The 17,002-nt window shown below is 63.7% G+C and carries 16 protein-coding genes; 9 read left to right on the forward strand and 7 right to left on the reverse strand.

The window, feature by feature from the left end:
* Positions 1-135 precede the first annotated feature (135 nt).
* On the forward strand, positions 136-1,596 hold the full coding sequence (locus tag M2432_RS02155) for an aldehyde dehydrogenase family protein (protein ID WP_280825292.1): 1,461 nt from the start codon (positions 136-138) through the stop codon (positions 1,594-1,596).
* Positions 1,597-1,685: 89 nt separating this feature from the next.
* On the opposite strand, the gene M2432_RS02160 is transcribed toward M2432_RS02155, so the two are convergent.
* Positions 1,686-2,870 carry a cytochrome P450 gene (locus M2432_RS02160; protein ID WP_280825086.1) on the reverse strand — a complete coding sequence of 395 codons (1,185 nt, stop codon included), beginning with the start codon at positions 2,868-2,870 and terminating at the stop codon, positions 1,686-1,688.
* Positions 2,871-2,987: 117 nt separating this feature from the next.
* Here M2432_RS02160 and M2432_RS02165 point away from each other — a divergent pair, with 117 nt between their 5' ends.
* From M2432_RS02165 to M2432_RS02175, 3 genes are read left to right on the forward strand one after another with little or no spacing between them, the layout of a single operon-like run.
* On the forward strand, positions 2,988-4,421 hold the full coding sequence (locus tag M2432_RS02165; protein WP_280825293.1) for an aldehyde dehydrogenase family protein: 1,434 nt from the start codon (positions 2,988-2,990) through the stop codon (positions 4,419-4,421).
* A gap of 5 nt (positions 4,422-4,426) precedes the next feature.
* On the forward strand, positions 4,427-5,629 hold the full coding sequence (locus M2432_RS02170; RefSeq protein WP_280825294.1) for a cytochrome P450: 1,203 nt from the start codon (positions 4,427-4,429) through the stop codon (positions 5,627-5,629).
* 35 nt (positions 5,630-5,664) lie between these two features.
* A complete protein-coding gene (locus M2432_RS02175) occupies positions 5,665-6,033 on the forward strand; it encodes an STAS/SEC14 domain-containing protein (RefSeq protein WP_280825087.1) in 369 nt (122 codons plus the stop codon).
* A 98-nt stretch (positions 6,034-6,131) separates the two neighbouring features.
* On the opposite strand, the gene M2432_RS02180 is transcribed toward M2432_RS02175, so the two are convergent.
* The 3 genes from M2432_RS02180 to M2432_RS02190 all read right to left on the reverse strand — a co-directional run bounded on the left by M2432_RS02180 (position 6,132) and on the right by M2432_RS02190 (position 9,480).
* Positions 6,132-7,778: an acyl-CoA synthetase gene (locus tag M2432_RS02180; protein ID WP_280825088.1), complete on the reverse strand. Its 1,647-nt coding sequence runs from the start codon at positions 7,776-7,778 to the stop codon at positions 6,132-6,134.
* A gap of 77 nt (positions 7,779-7,855) precedes the next feature.
* The gene (locus M2432_RS02185; protein WP_280825089.1) at positions 7,856-8,515 is read right to left on the reverse strand and encodes a cysteine hydrolase; all 660 of its coding nucleotides are present in this window, start codon (positions 8,513-8,515) and stop codon (positions 7,856-7,858) included.
* Positions 8,467-9,480 (reverse strand): Rieske 2Fe-2S domain-containing protein, encoded by a 1,014-nt coding sequence (locus tag M2432_RS02190; protein ID WP_280825090.1) that lies wholly within the window; start codon positions 9,478-9,480, stop codon positions 8,467-8,469. The genes M2432_RS02185 and M2432_RS02190 overlap by 49 nt, the downstream gene beginning before the upstream one ends.
* 93 nt (positions 9,481-9,573) lie before the next feature.
* On the opposite strand from M2432_RS02190, the gene M2432_RS02195 reads away from it, so the two are divergent.
* Positions 9,574-10,008, forward strand: coding sequence for a nuclear transport factor 2 family protein (locus tag M2432_RS02195; RefSeq protein WP_280825091.1), 435 nt, complete (start codon positions 9,574-9,576; stop codon positions 10,006-10,008).
* Entirely contained in the window at positions 9,951-11,618 is a 1,668-nt protein-coding gene (locus tag M2432_RS02200; RefSeq protein WP_280825092.1) for an NAD(P)/FAD-dependent oxidoreductase, read from the forward strand. Before M2432_RS02195 ends, M2432_RS02200 begins: the two co-directional genes overlap by 58 nt.
* A gap of 24 nt (positions 11,619-11,642) precedes the next feature.
* Here the strand turns inward: M2432_RS02200 and M2432_RS02205 are convergent, their stop codons facing one another.
* The 3 genes from M2432_RS02205 to M2432_RS02215 all read right to left on the reverse strand — a co-directional run bounded on the left by M2432_RS02205 (position 11,643) and on the right by M2432_RS02215 (position 14,417).
* Positions 11,643-12,458, reverse strand: a complete 816-nt coding sequence (locus tag M2432_RS02205; RefSeq protein ID WP_280825093.1) for a DUF5995 family protein — start codon at positions 12,456-12,458, stop codon at positions 11,643-11,645.
* Between the two features lie 3 nt (positions 12,459-12,461).
* Positions 12,462-13,571 (reverse strand): DUF2235 domain-containing protein, encoded by a 1,110-nt coding sequence (locus M2432_RS02210; protein ID WP_280825094.1) that lies wholly within the window; start codon positions 13,569-13,571, stop codon positions 12,462-12,464.
* A gap of 231 nt (positions 13,572-13,802) precedes the next feature.
* Positions 13,803-14,417, reverse strand: coding sequence for a TetR/AcrR family transcriptional regulator (locus M2432_RS02215; RefSeq protein ID WP_280825095.1), 615 nt, complete (start codon positions 14,415-14,417; stop codon positions 13,803-13,805).
* A 71-nt stretch (positions 14,418-14,488) separates the two neighbouring features.
* Here M2432_RS02215 and M2432_RS02220 point away from each other — a divergent pair, with 71 nt between their 5' ends.
* Genes M2432_RS02220 through M2432_RS02230 form a run of 3 tightly spaced genes read left to right on the forward strand, consistent with a single transcriptional unit; the run spans position 14,489 to position 16,940 of the window.
* The gene (locus M2432_RS02220; protein WP_280825096.1) at positions 14,489-15,532 is read left to right on the forward strand and encodes a phosphotransferase; all 1,044 of its coding nucleotides are present in this window, start codon (positions 14,489-14,491) and stop codon (positions 15,530-15,532) included.
* Positions 15,529-15,903, forward strand: a complete 375-nt coding sequence (locus M2432_RS02225; RefSeq protein ID WP_280825097.1) for a nuclear transport factor 2 family protein — start codon at positions 15,529-15,531, stop codon at positions 15,901-15,903. Before M2432_RS02220 ends, M2432_RS02225 begins: the two co-directional genes overlap by 4 nt.
* The gene (locus M2432_RS02230; protein ID WP_280825098.1) at positions 15,894-16,940 is read left to right on the forward strand and encodes a TIGR03857 family LLM class F420-dependent oxidoreductase; all 1,047 of its coding nucleotides are present in this window, start codon (positions 15,894-15,896) and stop codon (positions 16,938-16,940) included. The genes M2432_RS02225 and M2432_RS02230 overlap by 10 nt, the downstream gene beginning before the upstream one ends.
* The last annotated feature ends 62 nt before the right edge of the window (positions 16,941-17,002 follow it).

Raw genomic sequence — 17,002 nt, forward strand, 5'->3', positions numbered from 1 at the left:
TGGCGGCCGGTTGGACTATAGCCTCCCACGCACTTTACTGTAACCGTTACAGTTGTACCGGAGGTAATCGTGGAATCACAGGCTGAAGGCAGTGTCGAACTAGGGCGCCGGGCCGGCAAGCGGGCCGAGAAGCGCATGTTGGTCGATGGTGAACTGGTCACCGCGACCGGCGACGCTGAGTTTGACAATGTCAGTCCTGCAACGGGTTTGGTCATCGGAACGGCATCGGCGGCGACGGCCGAGGACATGAGCCGGGCGATCGCGGCGGCGCGGCGGGCGTTCGATGACACCGACTGGTCGACCAATCGCGAGTTGCGCAAACGCTGTCTGGCTCAACTTCAGGCGGCCATCGAAAGCGAGCGCGATGAACTGCGTGAGGAGCTGATCGCGGAGGTCGGTTGCCCCGACATGACAATCGCCAGTGCCCAGCTGGACTGGCCGCTGGCCGACGCACTGCGTTATCCGGCTGGTCTGATCGACAGCTACGAATGGGAGCGGCGCCTGGATGGCGGCGGGCTGTTCGGCGACCGCAACGCGCGCACCGTGGTCAAGGAACCTGTCGGGGTCGTCGGGGCGATCACGCCGTCGAACTTCCCGATCGAGGTGATTCTCAATAAGCTCGGTCCTGCGCTGGCGGCGGGAAATACCGTGGTGCTCAAGCCCGATCCACACACGCCGTGGAATGCGACACGACTGGGCCGGCTGGTGGCCGAGCGCACCGACTTCCCGGCCGGTGTGCTCAATGTGGTGACGACACCGGACAACGGCGTGGCGCAGCTGCTGGCCACCGACCCTCGGGTCGACATGATCTCGTTCACCGGCTCGACCGCCGTCGGCAAGCAGCTGATCCGTCTGGGTGCGGACACTATGAAGCGCACTTTCCTTGAGCTCGGCGGAAAGTCGGCGCTGATCGTCACCGACGACGCCAACCCGGCGCGCATCATGGCCGGGGCGGTCGGGGTGTGTGTCCACGCCGGACAGGCGTGTGCTTCGACCACCCGGCTCTTGGTGCACCGCTCGCTGTACGAGGACGCGGTGCGGGACGTCACCGCAGCATTCCAGATGGTGCCGGTCGGTGACCCGGCGTTGGCCGGCACGCTCGTCGGTCCGGTGATCAGCGCCGCGCAGCAGCAGCGCGTCCTCGACGCCTGCGCTCAAGCCCGACGCGACGGCGCTGAGATCACCACCGGCGGTGGACCTTTCGAGGCATTGGCTCCCGAGCTGGCCGGCGGATTCTATGTCCAGCCGACGGTCATCACCGGGGTCGACAACAGCGCAGCCATCGCCCAGCACGAGGTGTTCGGTCCGGTGCTGGTGATACTTCCGTTCGACGATGACGATGAGGCCGTACGGATCGCCAATGACAGCGCCTTCGGGTTGGCCGGCGCGGTCATGAGCGGTTCGGCCGAGCGAGGTATGAGCATCGCGCGGCGCGTTCGCACGGGTGCCATCGGGGTCAACGGCGGCATGTTCTACGGCGCCGACGCACCCTTCGGTGGCTACAAGAGCAGTGGACTGGGACGCCAGTGTGGCATCGAGGGATTCGGACAGTACCTGGAGACCAAGACGATCGGCTGGCGGCTGCCCCGTAGCTAGGGGGCGCGCCGGCCGTGTTGCGCCCAAACGGACAAACCGGCCGCGAAGTGCCTGTAGAACAGGCCTTTTCGTCGATCTCGGCGGACGGGTCAGGAACCTTGAGCAGCGCGGAACGTCACTGGCAGGGTCTTGGGCGACCGGAACGGTTGGCCGAAAATATGCGGATCGTCGGCGGCCAGCTCGATGTCGGTGACGCGGTCGAGCAGGCATTCGAGTGCGACCCGGGTCTCCATGCGGGCCAGGTGCAGGCCCAGACACGTGTGCTCGCCGGCGGCGAAGGTGATGTGCGGCAACCGATCCCGGAAGATGTCAAACTGTTCGGAATTGTCCCAACGGTTTTCGTCCCGGTTGGCCGACCCGATACAGACATCGATCACCGAACCCGCCGGAATGTCGATGCCGTCGAGTTCGGTGTCCTGGGTGGCCGAGCGTTGCACCGTGGTCAGCGGCGTCTCGTAGCGCAGGCCCTCTTCGATTGCCGGCGCGATCAATTCTTGGTCATCCTGCACGGCACGCAGTTGGTCGGGGTGGGCCAGCAGCAGGTAGAGCAAATTGCCTGAGGACCGGTAAGTGGTTTCCAGCCCGGCGGGCAGCAGCAGCCGAAGGAACGAGAAGATGGCCTCATCGGACAGTCGTTCACCGTCGATCTCCGCGGTGACCAGGTCACCGATGATGTCCTCGGTCGGTGTGACCCGGCGCTGCTCGATCTGGGCCAGGAAGTAGTCCTTGAGTGCTGCGGAGGCTTCGAACGCGCGTTGGTATTTGACGGTGTAATTGATGAGTTCCACTGCGCGCCTGCGGAACATCGGCAGGTCTTCGGCCGGCAGTCCGAGCAGCGTAGCGATCACCCGGGTGGGGAACTCGAAGGTGAACTCGGCGATCAGGTCGGCGCTGCCGCGGTCGATGAACTCGTCGATCAGGGCGTTGCAGATGGGCCGCACGATCTCCGGTTCCCAGCGGGCAAGCGATTTCGATTTGAATGCCGCCGACACCAGATTGCGGTGGTCGCGGTGTGTCTTGCCCTCCATGGCCAGGATGGTGGGCCCGATGAACAGCCCGATGGTGCTGTCGTAGATCCGCGAATCGAAGAGCTTGCCGTTGCGGAACACGGTATTGACCGCATTGAACGAGACCGCCGCATACAGCTCCTTCGGGCGGAACGCGTCGGGTGTCTGGGACCAGTCCATCACCGAATCCCGCACCACGCCGCCTTGCCGGCGCAGCGAAGCGAAGAACGGATAGGGGTCGCGGAGCAGGTCGGTGGTGTCGGGCACGTGGACTCCAGCTGCATCGGGATTTGTACTGTAAAGATTACAGTATGTGCTCTAGTGTTACCGTCTAGTGCCACCGGATGGCTGACTACGAGATAGGGGGTGGGCACCGTGCTGGACATCCTGGCCAGCCAGCGGGCTGCCTTCCTCGGCGCCGGCCCACCCAGCGCCGCGGTGCGTCGAGACCGGATCGACCGACTGCTGGCGATGGTGCTCGAACACACCGGTGATTTCGTCGACGCCACCGCGGCGGACTATGGCAGCCGATCCAAGTCGGCGGCGCTGTTCGCCGAGATCTATGGCATGATCGCTGTGATCGAACACACCAGAAAGCATGTGCCGCAATGGATGCGCACGGCCAAGCTGATGCGAGTCTCAGGCCGGTTCGGGCTCCGTGCCGAGGTGCAGCCCTCGCCGCTGGGCGTGGTCGGAATCATCGGACCCTGGAACTTCCCGGTACAACTGACGGTGCTGCCGGCATCGGCGGCCTTCGCGGCGGGCAACCGGGTGATGATCAAGATGTCCGAGATCACCGCGCACACCGCCGAGCTGATGGCAGCAGTGGCACCGAAATACTTCGACGCCGACGAGTTGGCCATCATCACCGGCGGCCCGGATGTAGCGGCAAAATTCAGTGCGCTGCCACTGGACCACATCTTCTTCACCGGATCGCCATCGGTCGGGTCGCTGGTTGCCGGTGCTGCCGCCAAGAACCTGGTCCCGGTGACGCTGGAACTCGGCGGCAAAAACCCGGTGGTGGTGGCACCTGACACCGACATCGCCTGGGCGGCCTCGCGGATCGCACAAGGCCGGATGGTCAATGGCGGGCAGGTGTGTGTCTGCCCTGACTACGTATTCGTGCCGCAGCGCAAAGTCGACGAATTCGCCGATCAGTTGATGACGACTTGGCGCTCGATGTTCCCGACCATCGCCGGCAATGTCGACTACTGCGCGTCGGTCAACGAGGCCAACTTTCAGCGGGTACGCGGACTGATCGACGATGCGAAAGAAAAAGGGGCGCGGGTCGATTCGGTCGTGCCGGCCGGAGAGTTGGCGGCCGATCCGGTATCGCGCAAGATAGCGCCCACGGTCATTCGAGACGTCGATGACCGGATGAAGGTGGCCGACGAAGAGGTCTTCGGCCCGGTGCTCGCCGTGCGGGGCTACGATCAACTCTCTGACGTCGTCGACTATGTCAACGGCCGACCGGCGCCGCTGGTGGCCTACTGGTTCGGCGCCGACGGCAACGACTTCCGCCACTTCGTCAGCCATACCCGCAGCGGGGGAGTTGCCCGCAACGACTTTGCCGCACATATGATTCCATCCGCGGCACCATTCGGCGGGGTGGGACGCAGTGGCACCGGTGCCTACCACGGCAAGGCTGGATTCGATGCCTTCAGTCACCACCGCACGGTCGTCGGCAGTGATCTGCCGTTCTCGGTGACCAACCAGGCTGCCGCGCCGTTCACCACCTCGATGCGAATCTCAGCCGACCTGGCGCTGCGGATGGCGCGTGCCCGGACCCGGCGGCGTCTCAAGAAAGGGCTGAAATGACCTCAGTGACTGTGCCATTGGTGTTTGATCCGTTCTCAGAGGAGTTCTTCGTCAGCCCGTACGAGACATACCGGCGGATGCGTGAAGAAGCTCCGGTCTATTACAGCGAGAAGTACGACTTCTTCGCGCTGACCCGGCATGAGGATGTGGCCGCGGCGTTCAAAGACTTCGAAACGTATTCCTCGGCCTACGGTGTGGACCTTGGGCAGGTACGCAAAGGTCATGTCACCGAGCACGGTTCGATCATCGCGATGGATCCGCCGGCGCACCGCCGGATGCGCAGTCTGCTCAATAAGGTGTTCACGCCGCGGGCCATCGAGGCGCAACGCGAGTTGGTGATCGAGATGGTGGACAAGCATCTCGGTGCCGTCGACCCGACGGGGTTCGACTTCGTCCAGGACTTTTCGGCGCTGTTCCCCGTCGACGTGATGACCAGCATGCAAGGGGTTCCCGAACAGGACCGCCAGCAGATCCGGCTCTGGATCGATGAGTTCCTGCACCGCGAGCCCGGCGAGGTCGAGATGTCCGAGTCCGGTCAGAAGGCCGCCGTGGACATGGCGATCTACTACTTCCGGCTGATCAAGAAGCGTCGCGAGGATCTGGGCGATGATTTGCTCAGCAAGTTGATCACCGCGGAGATCGAACGGGAATCCGGCGAGATGGAACCGCTCGAAAATATCGAGATAACCGAATTTGCAACCCTTTTGGGTGGAGCCGGTGCGGAGACCGTGACCAAGCTGATCGGCAATGCGGCGGTGGTATTCGCGCAGAACCCGGACCAGTGGGAAATCCTGCAGAAAGACCGCAGCAAGATTCCGCTGGCTGTCGAAGAGTTGCTGCGCTACGAGGCGCCGGCCCAGTACAACGTGCGGTGCTCGCTGCGGGAGGTGACTCTTCATGGGGCCACCATTCCGGCTGGCAAGCCGGTGTTCCTGGTGGGTGGGTCAGCCAACCGGGACCCGCAAGCCTGGATTGATCCGGACCGGTTCGACATCGACCGCGACCGGACGCAGTCGCAGAACCTCGGCCTCGGCTACGGCATCCACAGTTGCCTGGGGGCCGCGCTGGCGCGCATGGAAAGTGCTGTGGCGCTGGAGAAGATGCTCGACTTCATGCCGCGCTACGAGGTCGATTGGGACGGCTGCCGACGGGTTAACATGCAGAACGTGGCCGGCTGGAAGAACGTGCCGGTGCGGGTGCTGAAGTAGGCCGTAACCGCTCGGCGCGCGCGTAGGCTCATGCCATGATCGAAAAACTGTTGGACATGCCGTCGGGAGTGATCGGCATCCGCGTTTCGGGTCGGGTCAGTGGCGACGACATCCGCGGGTTCAAGCCCGTGATGGCCGAGCTCGGTAGTACCGGCGAGCTGCGGATCGTGGAGGTGATCGACTCCGACTACGAGGGTTTCGGTCCCGGCGGGTTGGTCGAAGACCTCAAGATGGGGTTCGGCATGTTGTTCGAGCGCTACTCCGATTTCAAGCGCATCGCGGTGGTGTCGGACAAGCCGTGGGTGGCCCACACCCTCAATGCGGTGGGCTGGATGGTTCCCGGAGACCTTCAGATCTTCGGCCTCGATGAGTTGGATCGAGCAAAAGAGTGGGCAGCAGGCTGAGCTTCGGCTTCTCCTGCGGCACATACGAATTCAGGTCGTCAACTTTCCTTGACGAGCAAGGAAAGTTGACGACCTGGAAATCTGAGGGCGAACGCCGCCTAGCCCTGGATGGCCTGCTCCTTGGCCCAGCGGTAGTCCGCCTTGCCCGCCGGACTCCGGACGATCACCGGCCGGAACACGACGGCCTTGGGCAGCTTGTACCGGGCGATCGACTGCGAGGCGTGCTCGACCAACTCGGCCGCCTCCACTGCCTTGCCTTCGGCCAGCGCCACCACGGCCACCACTTCATTGCCCCAGCGCTCACTGGGCCGTCCGGCCACCACCACGTCGACCACTGCGGGATGGGACGCGAGTGCGGACTCCACCTCTTCGGCGAAGATCTTCTCGCCGCCGGAGTTGATGGTCACCGAGTCCCGCCCCAGCAGCTCGATGACCCCACCGTCCAGCAGCCGCGCCCGGTCACCGGGGACCGCGTAGCGAATCCCGCCGATCGACGGGAATGTCTTGGCAGTTTTGGCGGCGTCGCCCTTGTACCCGAGCGGCACATAGCCTTCCTGAGCCAGCCAGCCGTTGCCTTTGTGACCTGGCTCGAGCAGCGTGTCGAACTCTTCGGACACCACCCGGGTATCCGGGCCGGCGGTGAAGGTGCCGCTGGACACCGATCCGGCGGTCGAGATGTGCGACATCTGGGCGCCGGTCTCCGACGACCCGACGCCGTCGACCACGATCGCATTCGGAAGTGCTTTCACCAGTCGGGCTTTCACCGACGGCGTGAACAGCGCGCCGCCGTTGGCGATGACACTCAAGGTCGACACGTCCACCGTGCCCGCCTCCAGGCCCTTCTCGATCTCGGTGACCAGCGGCCGGGCCATCGCGTCACCGACCACGGTGGCGATCGCAACCTTCTCGCGTTCGATCGTCGAAACGATGTCCTGGGCGTCGAACGACTCGACCGTCGAGGCGAAGATAATGGTCTGGCCGCTGTTCAGGCCCGTCATGGCGCCCCATTGGGCGGCGCCGTGGATCAGCGGCGGCAGGATCATCATGCGCAACTCGCCGCTGGCGGCGACCCGGTCGACGATCTCCTGGACCGAAGAGGACGGCTCGCCGGTCATCATGTTTCGACCGCCGAACGAGGTCATGAAGATGTCGTGCTGGCGCCACAGCACACCCTTGGGCATGCCGGTGGTGCCGCCGGTGTACAGCACGTAGAGGTCGTCGGGCGACGGCTTCACCGGCGGCGGCGGGACATCGGCATTGACGATGGTCTCGTAGTCGACCGCTCCGGGCAGCAGCTCGTTGCCCGAGCCGTCCGCGATCTGGATCAACACCGTCAGATTGGGCAGGTCCGGCAGCACCTCGGCCAGCGTCGGGGCGAACGCGGCGTGGTAAATCAGCGCCTTGGCGCCGGCGTCGTTCAGCAGGTACTGCAGCTCGGCCTTGACGTAGCGGTAGTTGACGTTGAACGGCGCAACACGAGCCCGGAACGCGCCGAGCAGCGACTCGATGAACTCGGTGCCGTTGTAGGCATAGATGCCGACCAGGTCCTGGCCGACCTCGTGCCCGGCCAGCAAGTCGCGCTCGGTGTGGCAGCCCAGACCCTGCGAGTGCAGGTAGGCGGCCAGCCGGTTTGCCCTGGTCAAAACGTCGGAGTAGGTGTAGCGGCGGTCGCCCTGGATCACCAGGGGACGGTCGGGAATTGCGGCAGCGACGGCGTCGGCGACGTCAGAAACCGTGAAGAGCACGCTTCTCCTAAGGATGGTGGGGCCGAAACTGGACAGCAGTCCACTGGACTCACTTACTACCACGCCGACCAAAACGCTCAGCGCCAGGCTTCCATCAGGCGGTCAGTGGATATCACGGTAGCCAGCAGGGACAGTGTGTTGCCGATAATCGCGTCGGCGTAGTCAGCCGGGATGCCGGCGACCGCGTCACGGGGCAGCACCACCCGGTACCCGGCGTTGACGGCATCCATCACCAGATTGGTGATCGCCACGTTGACCGATACCCCGACCGCGACAATGGTGGTGACGCCCAGGTTGCGCAGGATCGCGTCCAGGTCGGTGCCGCCCATGGGGCCCAGGCCGTGCCAGCGGTACAGCATCAGGTCGCTTGGTTCGGGACCGAGTTCGGGAAGCAGGGTGGCGCCCGGACTGCCGGGTGAGACGTCGACGTCGCTGCGGCCGATGGCGAACAGCTTGGCGTTGTGGTTGGACCCGAGGCCATCGGGCCGGCGCTGAACAAGGCAGTGCACGACATGGGCACCGGCCGCGCGCGCGGCCGGTAACAGTCGTGCGATATTCGGCAGGGCCTGCCTGCGGGCTTCGTCAGCCAGCGCTTTGAGCCCCGCGTCGGGCCCCATCACCGCACCTTGGCATTCCTGCGTGACGATCGCGGTGTGTCCGGGTGCGACCAATTCGGTCAGATCGGGTTTCACGCTGACGGCACCGTCGGGGGTACCTCGTAGAACCGCGTTGCCCATTTGCGCATGGCCATATAGGGTTTCGCGTCGATCTTCGCCAGCGGTGGATGCTCGACGTACTTCTGGTAGCGCCAGATGTCGCAGTCCTCCCACACCGTTTTGAGGTACTGCTTCTCCACCTTCTTGCGGACGTGCTCCGGTGGAACATCGTCACCCGCTGCTGTGCCGTCTTCCTTGGGCCACCAGATGGAATAGAACATGTCCGACACCTCGTCGTCGACGGGTGTACATGCGAAGATCAGTCGATGGTTTGACGACCCTTCGAAAGCGCTCATCGCAAATCCGAGCCCGGAGAAATGGCTGTGGATGCGCAGGGCCATCTGGTCGGGGTCGTCGCTACGGGCGTCGGGCCAGCCGGTCAGGAATCGCCATTCCTCGTCGACGTGCTCCCAGTGCAGGCACACCGGGGTGACGGTCGCGCCGTGCACATAGCGGAAATGTGAACTGTCCGGGCCGTTTTCGGCGACGATCTGCGGGTGCACCGGGATAGCGTCGGCCCGGCTGGAGAACTCGGGGTAGGGCCGGTAGTAGTGGTCGGGGTCGGTATCGAACTGCGGGAACTTGTGGAAGATGTCCGGCAATTCCCATTGCGGCGGTTCGCCATTGGGCTGGTACCACATGAAGACGCAGCCGTACTGTTCTTTGACCGGGTAAGTGCGCAGCCGCAACGCCTTGTTCGGCCGGTCGGGCTGATAGGGGATGTAGCGGTTGGTGCCGTCGGGACCCCAGCGCCAGCCGTGGAACGGGCACTCGATGCAGTCACCGACCACCTTGCCGCCGTGCCCGATGTGTGCGCCCAGGTGCTTACAGTGCGCTTCGAGCAGGTGCAGGTCGCCGTTCTCGTCGCGGTAGGCGGCCATGTCCTCGCCGAAGAACCGCAGTGCCTTGGTCTGGCCGATCTCGAATTCGGCTGACCAGCCGATCATGAACCAGCCGGTAACTTTCCAGGTGAAGGGTACTTTCATGCCCAGTTCGCCCATCTGCTCAAATGCGCCGTGAGGAGTTACGGAAGACATTACAGTAGTAGCTTCTGGATAGGCGACAGGGAGGTCCCGGTAGTGCTCGACGACATCGAGGCGATCAAGCAACTCAAGGCTCGATACTGCAGGTTTCTGGATACCAAGGACATCGACTCCTGGCGGGCGTTGTTCGCGCCGGACGTGGTGGTGAAGCTCGATACGGCGGTCTCCACGGGAGGTGCCGATCCGCAGACCTTGCCGCCGCTGCACGGGTTCGAGGCCTTCTTTCCGGTCGTCTGGGGTGGTGTCGAACATGCCGCGACAGTGCATCACTGCCACACCCCGGAGATCGAGCTGACCTCGGCAACCACCGCCACGGGTATCTGGGCCATGGAGGACATGCTGTTTTTCGAGGGGGGCGGTGAGCTGCACGGTGCCGGCCACTACCACGAGACCTACGAAAAGCGCGATGGCACATGGGTTATCACCAGCTTGCACCTGACCCGGACGCTACAGAAGTTCGCGAATCCGTGAAGCCTGACTTCGACGTCATCGTCATCGGCGCCGGATTCTCCGGACTATATGCACTGCACCGCCTGCGTGAACTGGGACTGCGGGTTCGGGTGCTGGAAAAGGCCGAAAATGTCGGTGGCACTTGGTTGTTCAACAGGTACCCCGGTGCGCGCTGCGACATCGAGAGCATCGAGTACTCCTACAGCTTCTCCGAAGCGATACAGCAGGAGTGGGTGTGGACCGAGTCGATGCCGGCGCAGGCCGAGATCGAGGCCTACCTGAACTTCGTCGCGGATCGCCTGGACCTGCGACGCGACATCGCCTTTGGCGTCGAGGTCACGGCGATGGATTTCTCCGCTGCTGACGCAGAGTGGACGCTGACCACACGCGATGGGGAGTCGATTACAGCGTCGTTCGTTGTCGCCGCGACCGGAATCCTTTCCGTGCCACTGCAGCCCGATATCCCGGGTTTGGACAGCTTCGCCGGACAGACGCTGTACAGCAGCCGGTGGCCCGCCGAGGGCGTCGATCTAACAGGCAAGCGGGTTGGCATCATCGGCACTGGATCCACCGGGGTGCAGATGATCCCGGTGCTCGCGCAGCAGGTGTCGCAGCTGTACGTGTTCCAGCGGTCGGCTGCTTTCACGCTGCCTTGGCAGGTACATCGATTCGAGCCCGGAGAATTGGATGAGCTGAAGGCGTCATATCCGGAAATCCGTGCCGCACAACGGGAACACCCGGTAGGCGCGGCGCGACTGTCGGCCTTCTCGGTGCTGCTCGACATGCTGGTCAGTCCGCCCATCAAGACCGCAACCCGTGCCGAACAGGTTCGCGCGATCGATGAACGCGGCATCATGGGTGCGCTCAACTGGGGCGACGTGTTCTTCGACATCGAAGCCAACCGGATGGCGACGTCGTTGTACGGCGAGGCCATCGCCCGCATCGTCGACGACCCGGAGACCGCCGCGGCATTGGTGCCCACCCATCCTTTTGCGTGCAAGCGGCCGATCATCGACCAGGGCTACTTCGAGACGTTCAACCGTGACAACGTGACGTTGGTCGACCTGCGCAAGGACCCGCTGCGCTCGGTGACGTCGGCCGGAATCGCCACGTCGGGTGCGGAATTCGAGCTCGACGTCCTCATCTGCGCCACCGGCTTCGACGCGATGACGGGCGCGCTGACTGCCATTGATGTCCGCGGCCGCGACGGCCTGGTGCTGCGGGACTTCTGGGCCACCGAAGGTCCGTTGTCGTACCTGGGTTTGGCGGTCGCCGGATTTCCCAACCTGTTCACCGTACAGGGTCCGGGAAGTCCTTCGGCTGCAACCAATTTTGTGGCCGCAATGGAACAGCACATCGAGTGGATCGCGACGACCTTCGGTTACCTGCGCGAACGTGGGCTACGGGTGATCGAGGCCGAAGCCGACGCCCAGCGCGAATGGATGGAGCATTCAACGTCACTGGTTGCTCCGACCGTGCTGACGCACCCGTCGTGCAACTCCTGGTACAACGGCGCCAACGTGCCGGGCAAGAAGCGGATGTACCTGGGGTACACCGCGGGGATACCGGAGTACCGGCGCCGCTGCGACGAGATCGCCGCAGGCGGGTACCTGGGATTCCGCCTTACGTAGCCGGAATTGCGCTGCGCCACTGAGTCAGAGTGCGGTAGAGATCGGCGACGGCTTTGCGGCGATCTCGTTGAGCACGGTGATGTTGTGGCGGACATCGCGGCTCTCACGCGCGGCGACTGCGTCGACCGCGGCCTTTGTGATGCCGACCAGGCTGGGCGGGTCGAGAATGAGGCCGCCCTGTTCGGCGACACCGAAGTCACGGATCCGGATGGTCAGGGGCCGTACGAATCCCGGTTCGAACGCCAGAATCTGGGCGAATCTCCAGGCGTCATCGCGAAATTGGATGATCGCCTCGTTGATCAGGAAGATTTCGTTGTTCGAAAGGACCGAGTAGATCTCGGCCAGTGCCGGGGACAGGTCGTTGATGTCGCCGACGATGCCGTTGATCTGGCTCGCCAGAACGGCATTGATCCGGTCGAAGTCAGTTTTGAGGGCACTGGTTTTGGTGTCGATGGTCTGAGCGGCTATCCCGAGGTCCAAGCCGATATGCGCGTTCACCCCGGCAAGCATGTGTTGCAACATGATTGGCTGTTCGTTGGCGGCAGCGTCGAAGGTGACCTGCCAGGATTTCGTCGGCTTGGCGAATTGTCCGGGCTGGGCGTATCCGTTGAAAGCGTCGAAGTAGCGGTTGGCGAATGCCACATCGAGTTGCGTCATTCGGGGTCCGTTCTCGAACTGCCCGTCGGCAATCGCGGCCTTGACCGCTATGGTGATCCGTTTGTAAAGGGCGGCAAAGTAACCGAGCCTGCTGGATTCGACTATCGCCCAATCGATGATCGCGTTGATCTGCGCGATGACCTCGTCCAATGTGGTCGCGGGTTGAAGTGTGGGCGCCGGCATGGTTCAGTCCGCGTCGACGTGCATGGTCTGGAACCCGTCGGCCGCCGCCAGCGGTGCCGGCCGGTAGAACGGGTCTTCTTTCACGCGGGTCAGCGCGGTCGACGCGACGTATTCGTTCGGGTGATCGGTGACGCCGATGGCCCGGACGTAGGGCCGTGACAACCGGTAGAAGCGGGTCCGCGAGTTGTGCAGCTTACCCAGCGCTTTCGGCTCAATGCTGGTGTAGGCGTCGACATTTGGCGCGGTGTCTTCTGAATCCGGAGTTGCGGGAGGACCCACTGTGAATGCGTCGGGTTTGAATTCCAAGCCGCAGCTGCGGGCCCGGTCGACCATCCAACTCAGTGAGATATCACTGAGTTGATGATGGGAATATCCGCCGCCGATGTCGCAGTGGACGCCGGAGAACCAGACCTGCTCCAGACGCTGGCCGGCAGGAGCGCCGGCGGGTTGCGTCCAGAGGGTGGGGCGGAAGGGGGCGCGTTGTTCGTCGATGGCCAGGGCCTGGAAGGCGGACCCGACCTTGGAACTGAGGTTCGTGTCGTGGAACTGCCAGCGCCGGTTGAACCAGTTGATCAGCCGCCAGCCTGACAGGGGAATCCCCAGGGCGCCAACGGTGTCCCAGACGCCGATGAAGTGGATCGGCGGCTCATACGAATACGACTGCCGGAACAGCGTCGCCTCGATGCCGCGTGGTTCGGTGGTCGGGTTGCTGCTGCGGTAGAGCTTGTACGCGTCTTCGATCCGGTCGGCATGCTCACGGTGCAGGATGCCGCAATTGCGGATGAATCCCGCGGTGCTGCGGGCGGTGAAGGCGCCGCGGCTGAAGCCGAACAGAAACAGTTGATCTCCGGGTTCATACGTGGCGACGATGTACCGGTACGCGGAGATGACATCCCGCGACAGTCCGACGCCGAAGGCGCCGCCGGTGAATTTATCGGAGCGGGTGGTGCCCACTCCGCTGTGGTAGTACGTCGCTTGCTCGACACCGTCGCTGCCGCGGTCCGCTACGGCCAGGGCGACCTTGCAGACGTTGGTCGGCGCGGACTGTCCGTGCCGCTTCTGATCGGGGGTATTCCAGGTGCCATCGCAGCACACCACAATTCGCTTCGACATCAGCATTTCCTCCTGTGCGCCGGGCTGATGGCCATGCAGGGATTCTGTGCGAAGTTCGCGGGTTTGTATCGAGTAGTCGACTACCCGACTTTGCTGCCGCGGCTGGTCAGCTACCCGCCTCAGAGCTGCGAATACACAGTGATTGCACAGAGCCGACACCGTGACTGCACAGTGCTGGCAACGTGACTGCACAGGGGCAACGCTCTGACTAGGACGATGGCGCTTTCCGCGTCAGTGCGGCCGTCCATAGGTAGCCACAATTCGGTTCCGGGCCTGGCACAGCATGACGCCCAGATCCGGCGGATTGTTGACCACCACCCATTGGAAGGCGACGCCGAACAGCGCCGCGGTGATATCGGTGGCGGCGGCGTCGATACCGACATCCGCACGGACAGAGCCGTCCGTGATGCCTTTCCGCAGCCCGGCGATGATCTTGGTGATGCCGGATTCGAGTTGCTCCTGCATTCGGCCGCGCAGTGGCGAGGTGGACTTGACCGCCTCGAAGGTGCCGACGAACATCGCCCGGAGCAGTTCGGGATCGCGCTGGTAGACCTCCTGAACCCGGTCCAGGTGTGCGAGTACCTGGTGCAGGCCGGAGTCGTTGGGATCGGGATCGGGGTTGAGATCGCCGGCATAGGTCTGCAGGAAGGCGTCGAGGATGGCGTCCTTGCTACCGAATCGGGCGTGCACCATGGCCCGGCTGTACCCGGCGCGGCGGCCGATCTCGGCCGCCGTTGTCGCTTCCCAGCCCTTCTCAACGATCAGGTCGGCGGCAGCTTGCAGTAGCCGGCGTCCGGACTGCTCAAGGCGTTCCGGTTGGGTGAGTCGTTTTGCCGGTGAAGGCACCGTTGCATATTAGACGGTCGACAACTAACTTAGTTGTCCAGTGTCAAATATCTCGACGTGGAGGTAGCCGCTTGGTGAACGTTCCGGCGATCCCGTCCGGGATCGACGACATCACCCCACAATGGCTGACTGCCGCACTGGGGTCGTCGGGTGCGCAGGTAAACGCGGTACGAGCTGAGCAGATTGCCCAGGACTCCGGGTTTTCCTCGCTGCTCTACCGCCTGCATCTGGTCGGTGACGGCGTGCCGTCGACATTGATCGTCAAGCTGCCCGCACAGTCGGAGGCTCGCGGCGCGATGGAATTGCTCGGTGGTTATCGCCGCGAATTGGCGTTCTACCGCGACGTCGCCGGGCGGGCCCCGATCGAGGTTCCGGACGTGTTCTGCGCACGTGGTGCCGATGACAGCGCCGACTTCGTGCTCCTGATGGAGGATCTGGCGGGCTGGGACAATGCGGATCACCTGGTGGGGCTGACCCTGGCGCAGGTCCGGACATGCATCGCGGCGCTGGCCGGACTGCATACCTGGACGGCAGATGACGCTGTGCTGCAACAGTTCCCGAGCCTCGATACCCCCACCGTCCGGGATCTGTTGGTGCCCGCATTCGGTCCTGGCTGGCAGGTGTACCGGGAGAAGTCCGGCACCTCCGTTTCGGCCGCGGTCCAGAAGTTCGCCGAGCACTTCACCGGCCACGCACCGGCGGCTTTGGCGGCACTGACCGAGCGAAACCAGTTGCTGCACGGTGACATCCGCGCAGACAACATGTTCTTCCGGGGTGATCGAATGAAGGTGGTGGACTTCCAATTCGCCGCCCGCGGAAGTGGCGCAGCGGACATTGCCTACCTGGTCAGCCAGGGGCTACCCGTTGGGGTTCGGCGGGGGCAGGACGAGGTGTTGGTGCGTGAATACCTAGCCCAATTGAAAACCTGCGACTACACCTTCGATGATGCCTGGCGGCACTACCGATTTGGCGCCGCGTTCCTCATGGTGTTGCCGGTCATCACGCTGATCGGCTGGGACGCGCTGCCGGAGCGGTCACGACAGCTGTGTCTGACCCTGGTGGACCGCGCAGTGGCGTGTGTCGAGGAGATCGGCGCTTTGGAGGTATTCGGATGACTCGCACAGCCCGTGAGGTGGTCGAGCTCTACAACCTGGTGGTGTGGAACAAGCGAGATTTCGTCCTGGCCGAAGAACTGTTGGGCGACACGGTAATCCGGCATGACGTCGGTGAGGCGAAGGTTCTCACCCATCAGGAAGCCGTCGCTCGCGTGGTCGACACCTGGGCGATGTTCGAGACGGTTCGATTCGATCTGAATCTTGTGGTCGCCGACCCCGACGGCGAGCACGTGGCCATCGTGTACGAGTCGCCGATGGTGCTCAAAGACGGCACAGAGATGACCGTCAGCAGTATGGAAATCTTCCGGGTGGTCGACGGCAGGATCACCGAAGTCTGGAATTGCGGCTATAAGCAAGGAGTTTGGGCATGAGGGCGTTGGACGAGTTGGGCTACTACCTGCTGGCCGGAGCCGGGGGAGAAGGCCCGGCAACCCTGATGGACGAGGCGCGACGTGGTGAAGAGCTGGGCTTCGGCACGGCGTTCATCTCCGAGCGGTGGAACGTCAAGGAGGCATCGTCGTTGTCGGGGGCGGCCTGTGCGGTGACCAGTCGTATGCAGATCGCCACTGCGGCAACCAATCACAACACCCGTCATCCGCTGATCACCGGGTCCTGGGCCACCACCATGCACAAACTGTCCGGCGGACGGTTCACCCTGGGCATCGGCCGCGGCATCGCCGCCATCTATGGGGCATTCGGTATCCCGTCGGTAACCACCGCCCAGATGGAGGACTTCGCGCAGGTGATGCGCCGGCTGTGGCACGGCGAGGTGATCTTCAATCATGACGGACCGATCGGCAAGTATCCGATCCTGTTCTTGGATCCGGACTTTCGCGAGGACATCAGGCTCGCGATCGTAGCCTTCGGACCGCAGACCCTGGAACTCGGTGGCCGCGAGTTCGATGATGTCATCCTGCACACCTACTTCACGCCGGAGACGCTGCAGCGCGCGGTAAAGACGGTCAAGGACTCGGCCGAAAAAGCCGGTCGGGATCCAGCCAGCGTGCGGGTGTGGTCGTGCTTTGCCACTGTGGGTGATCACCTGCCCGAGGAACTGCGCCTGAAGAAGACCGTCGCCCGGCTGGCCACCTACCTGCAGGGCTACGGCGATCTGCTGGTGCAGACCAATGACTGGGATCCTGCTGTGCTGCAACGCTTCCGCGCGGACTCGGTGGTGCAGTCGGTCGCCGGCGGCATCGACCACAAGGCCACTGCCGAGCAGATCGAACACATCGCGACGCTGATTCCCGACGAGTGGCTGGAGCCGTCAGCCACCGGCTCGGCGCAGCAATGCGTGGACCGGATTCGCAAGGAATTCGACTACGGGGCGGACGCATTGATCATGCACGGTGCGACGCCCGACGAGCTGGAGCCGATCGTCACGGCGTACCGGGCCGTCTGCCCTTAGGCGTGCGGTTCGCTCGCGGAAAGCCTCGTTCAGTCGTCCAATCGGTGGACTGAGCGCTAGCG

Source organism: Mycobacterium sp. OTB74 (assembly GCF_029892685.1).
Taxonomy (GTDB): Bacteria; Actinomycetota; Actinomycetes; order Mycobacteriales; family Mycobacteriaceae; genus Mycobacterium.

Coding starts and splice junctions, on each gene's coding strand:
- M2432_RS02185 (WP_280825089.1), bottom strand. CDS start 8,515: ATGGGCAACGCGGTTCTACGAGGTACCCCCGACGGTGCCGTCAGCGTG.
- M2432_RS02190 (WP_280825090.1), bottom strand. CDS start 9,480: ATGAAAGTACCCTTCACCTGGAAAGTTACCGGCTGGTTCATGATCGGC.
- M2432_RS02155 (WP_280825292.1), top strand. CDS start 136: ATGTTGGTCGATGGTGAACTGGTCACCGCGACCGGCGACGCTGAGTTT.
- M2432_RS02175 (WP_280825087.1), top strand. CDS start 5,665: ATGATCGAAAAACTGTTGGACATGCCGTCGGGAGTGATCGGCATCCGC.
- M2432_RS02205 (WP_280825093.1), bottom strand. CDS start 12,458: ATGCCGGCGCCCACACTTCAACCCGCGACCACATTGGACGAGGTCATC.
- M2432_RS02225 (WP_280825097.1), top strand. CDS start 15,529: ATGACTCGCACAGCCCGTGAGGTGGTCGAGCTCTACAACCTGGTGGTG.
- M2432_RS02210 (WP_280825094.1), bottom strand. CDS start 13,571: ATGTCGAAGCGAATTGTGGTGTGCTGCGATGGCACCTGGAATACCCCC.
- M2432_RS02200 (WP_280825092.1), top strand. CDS start 9,951: ATGGGTTATCACCAGCTTGCACCTGACCCGGACGCTACAGAAGTTCGC.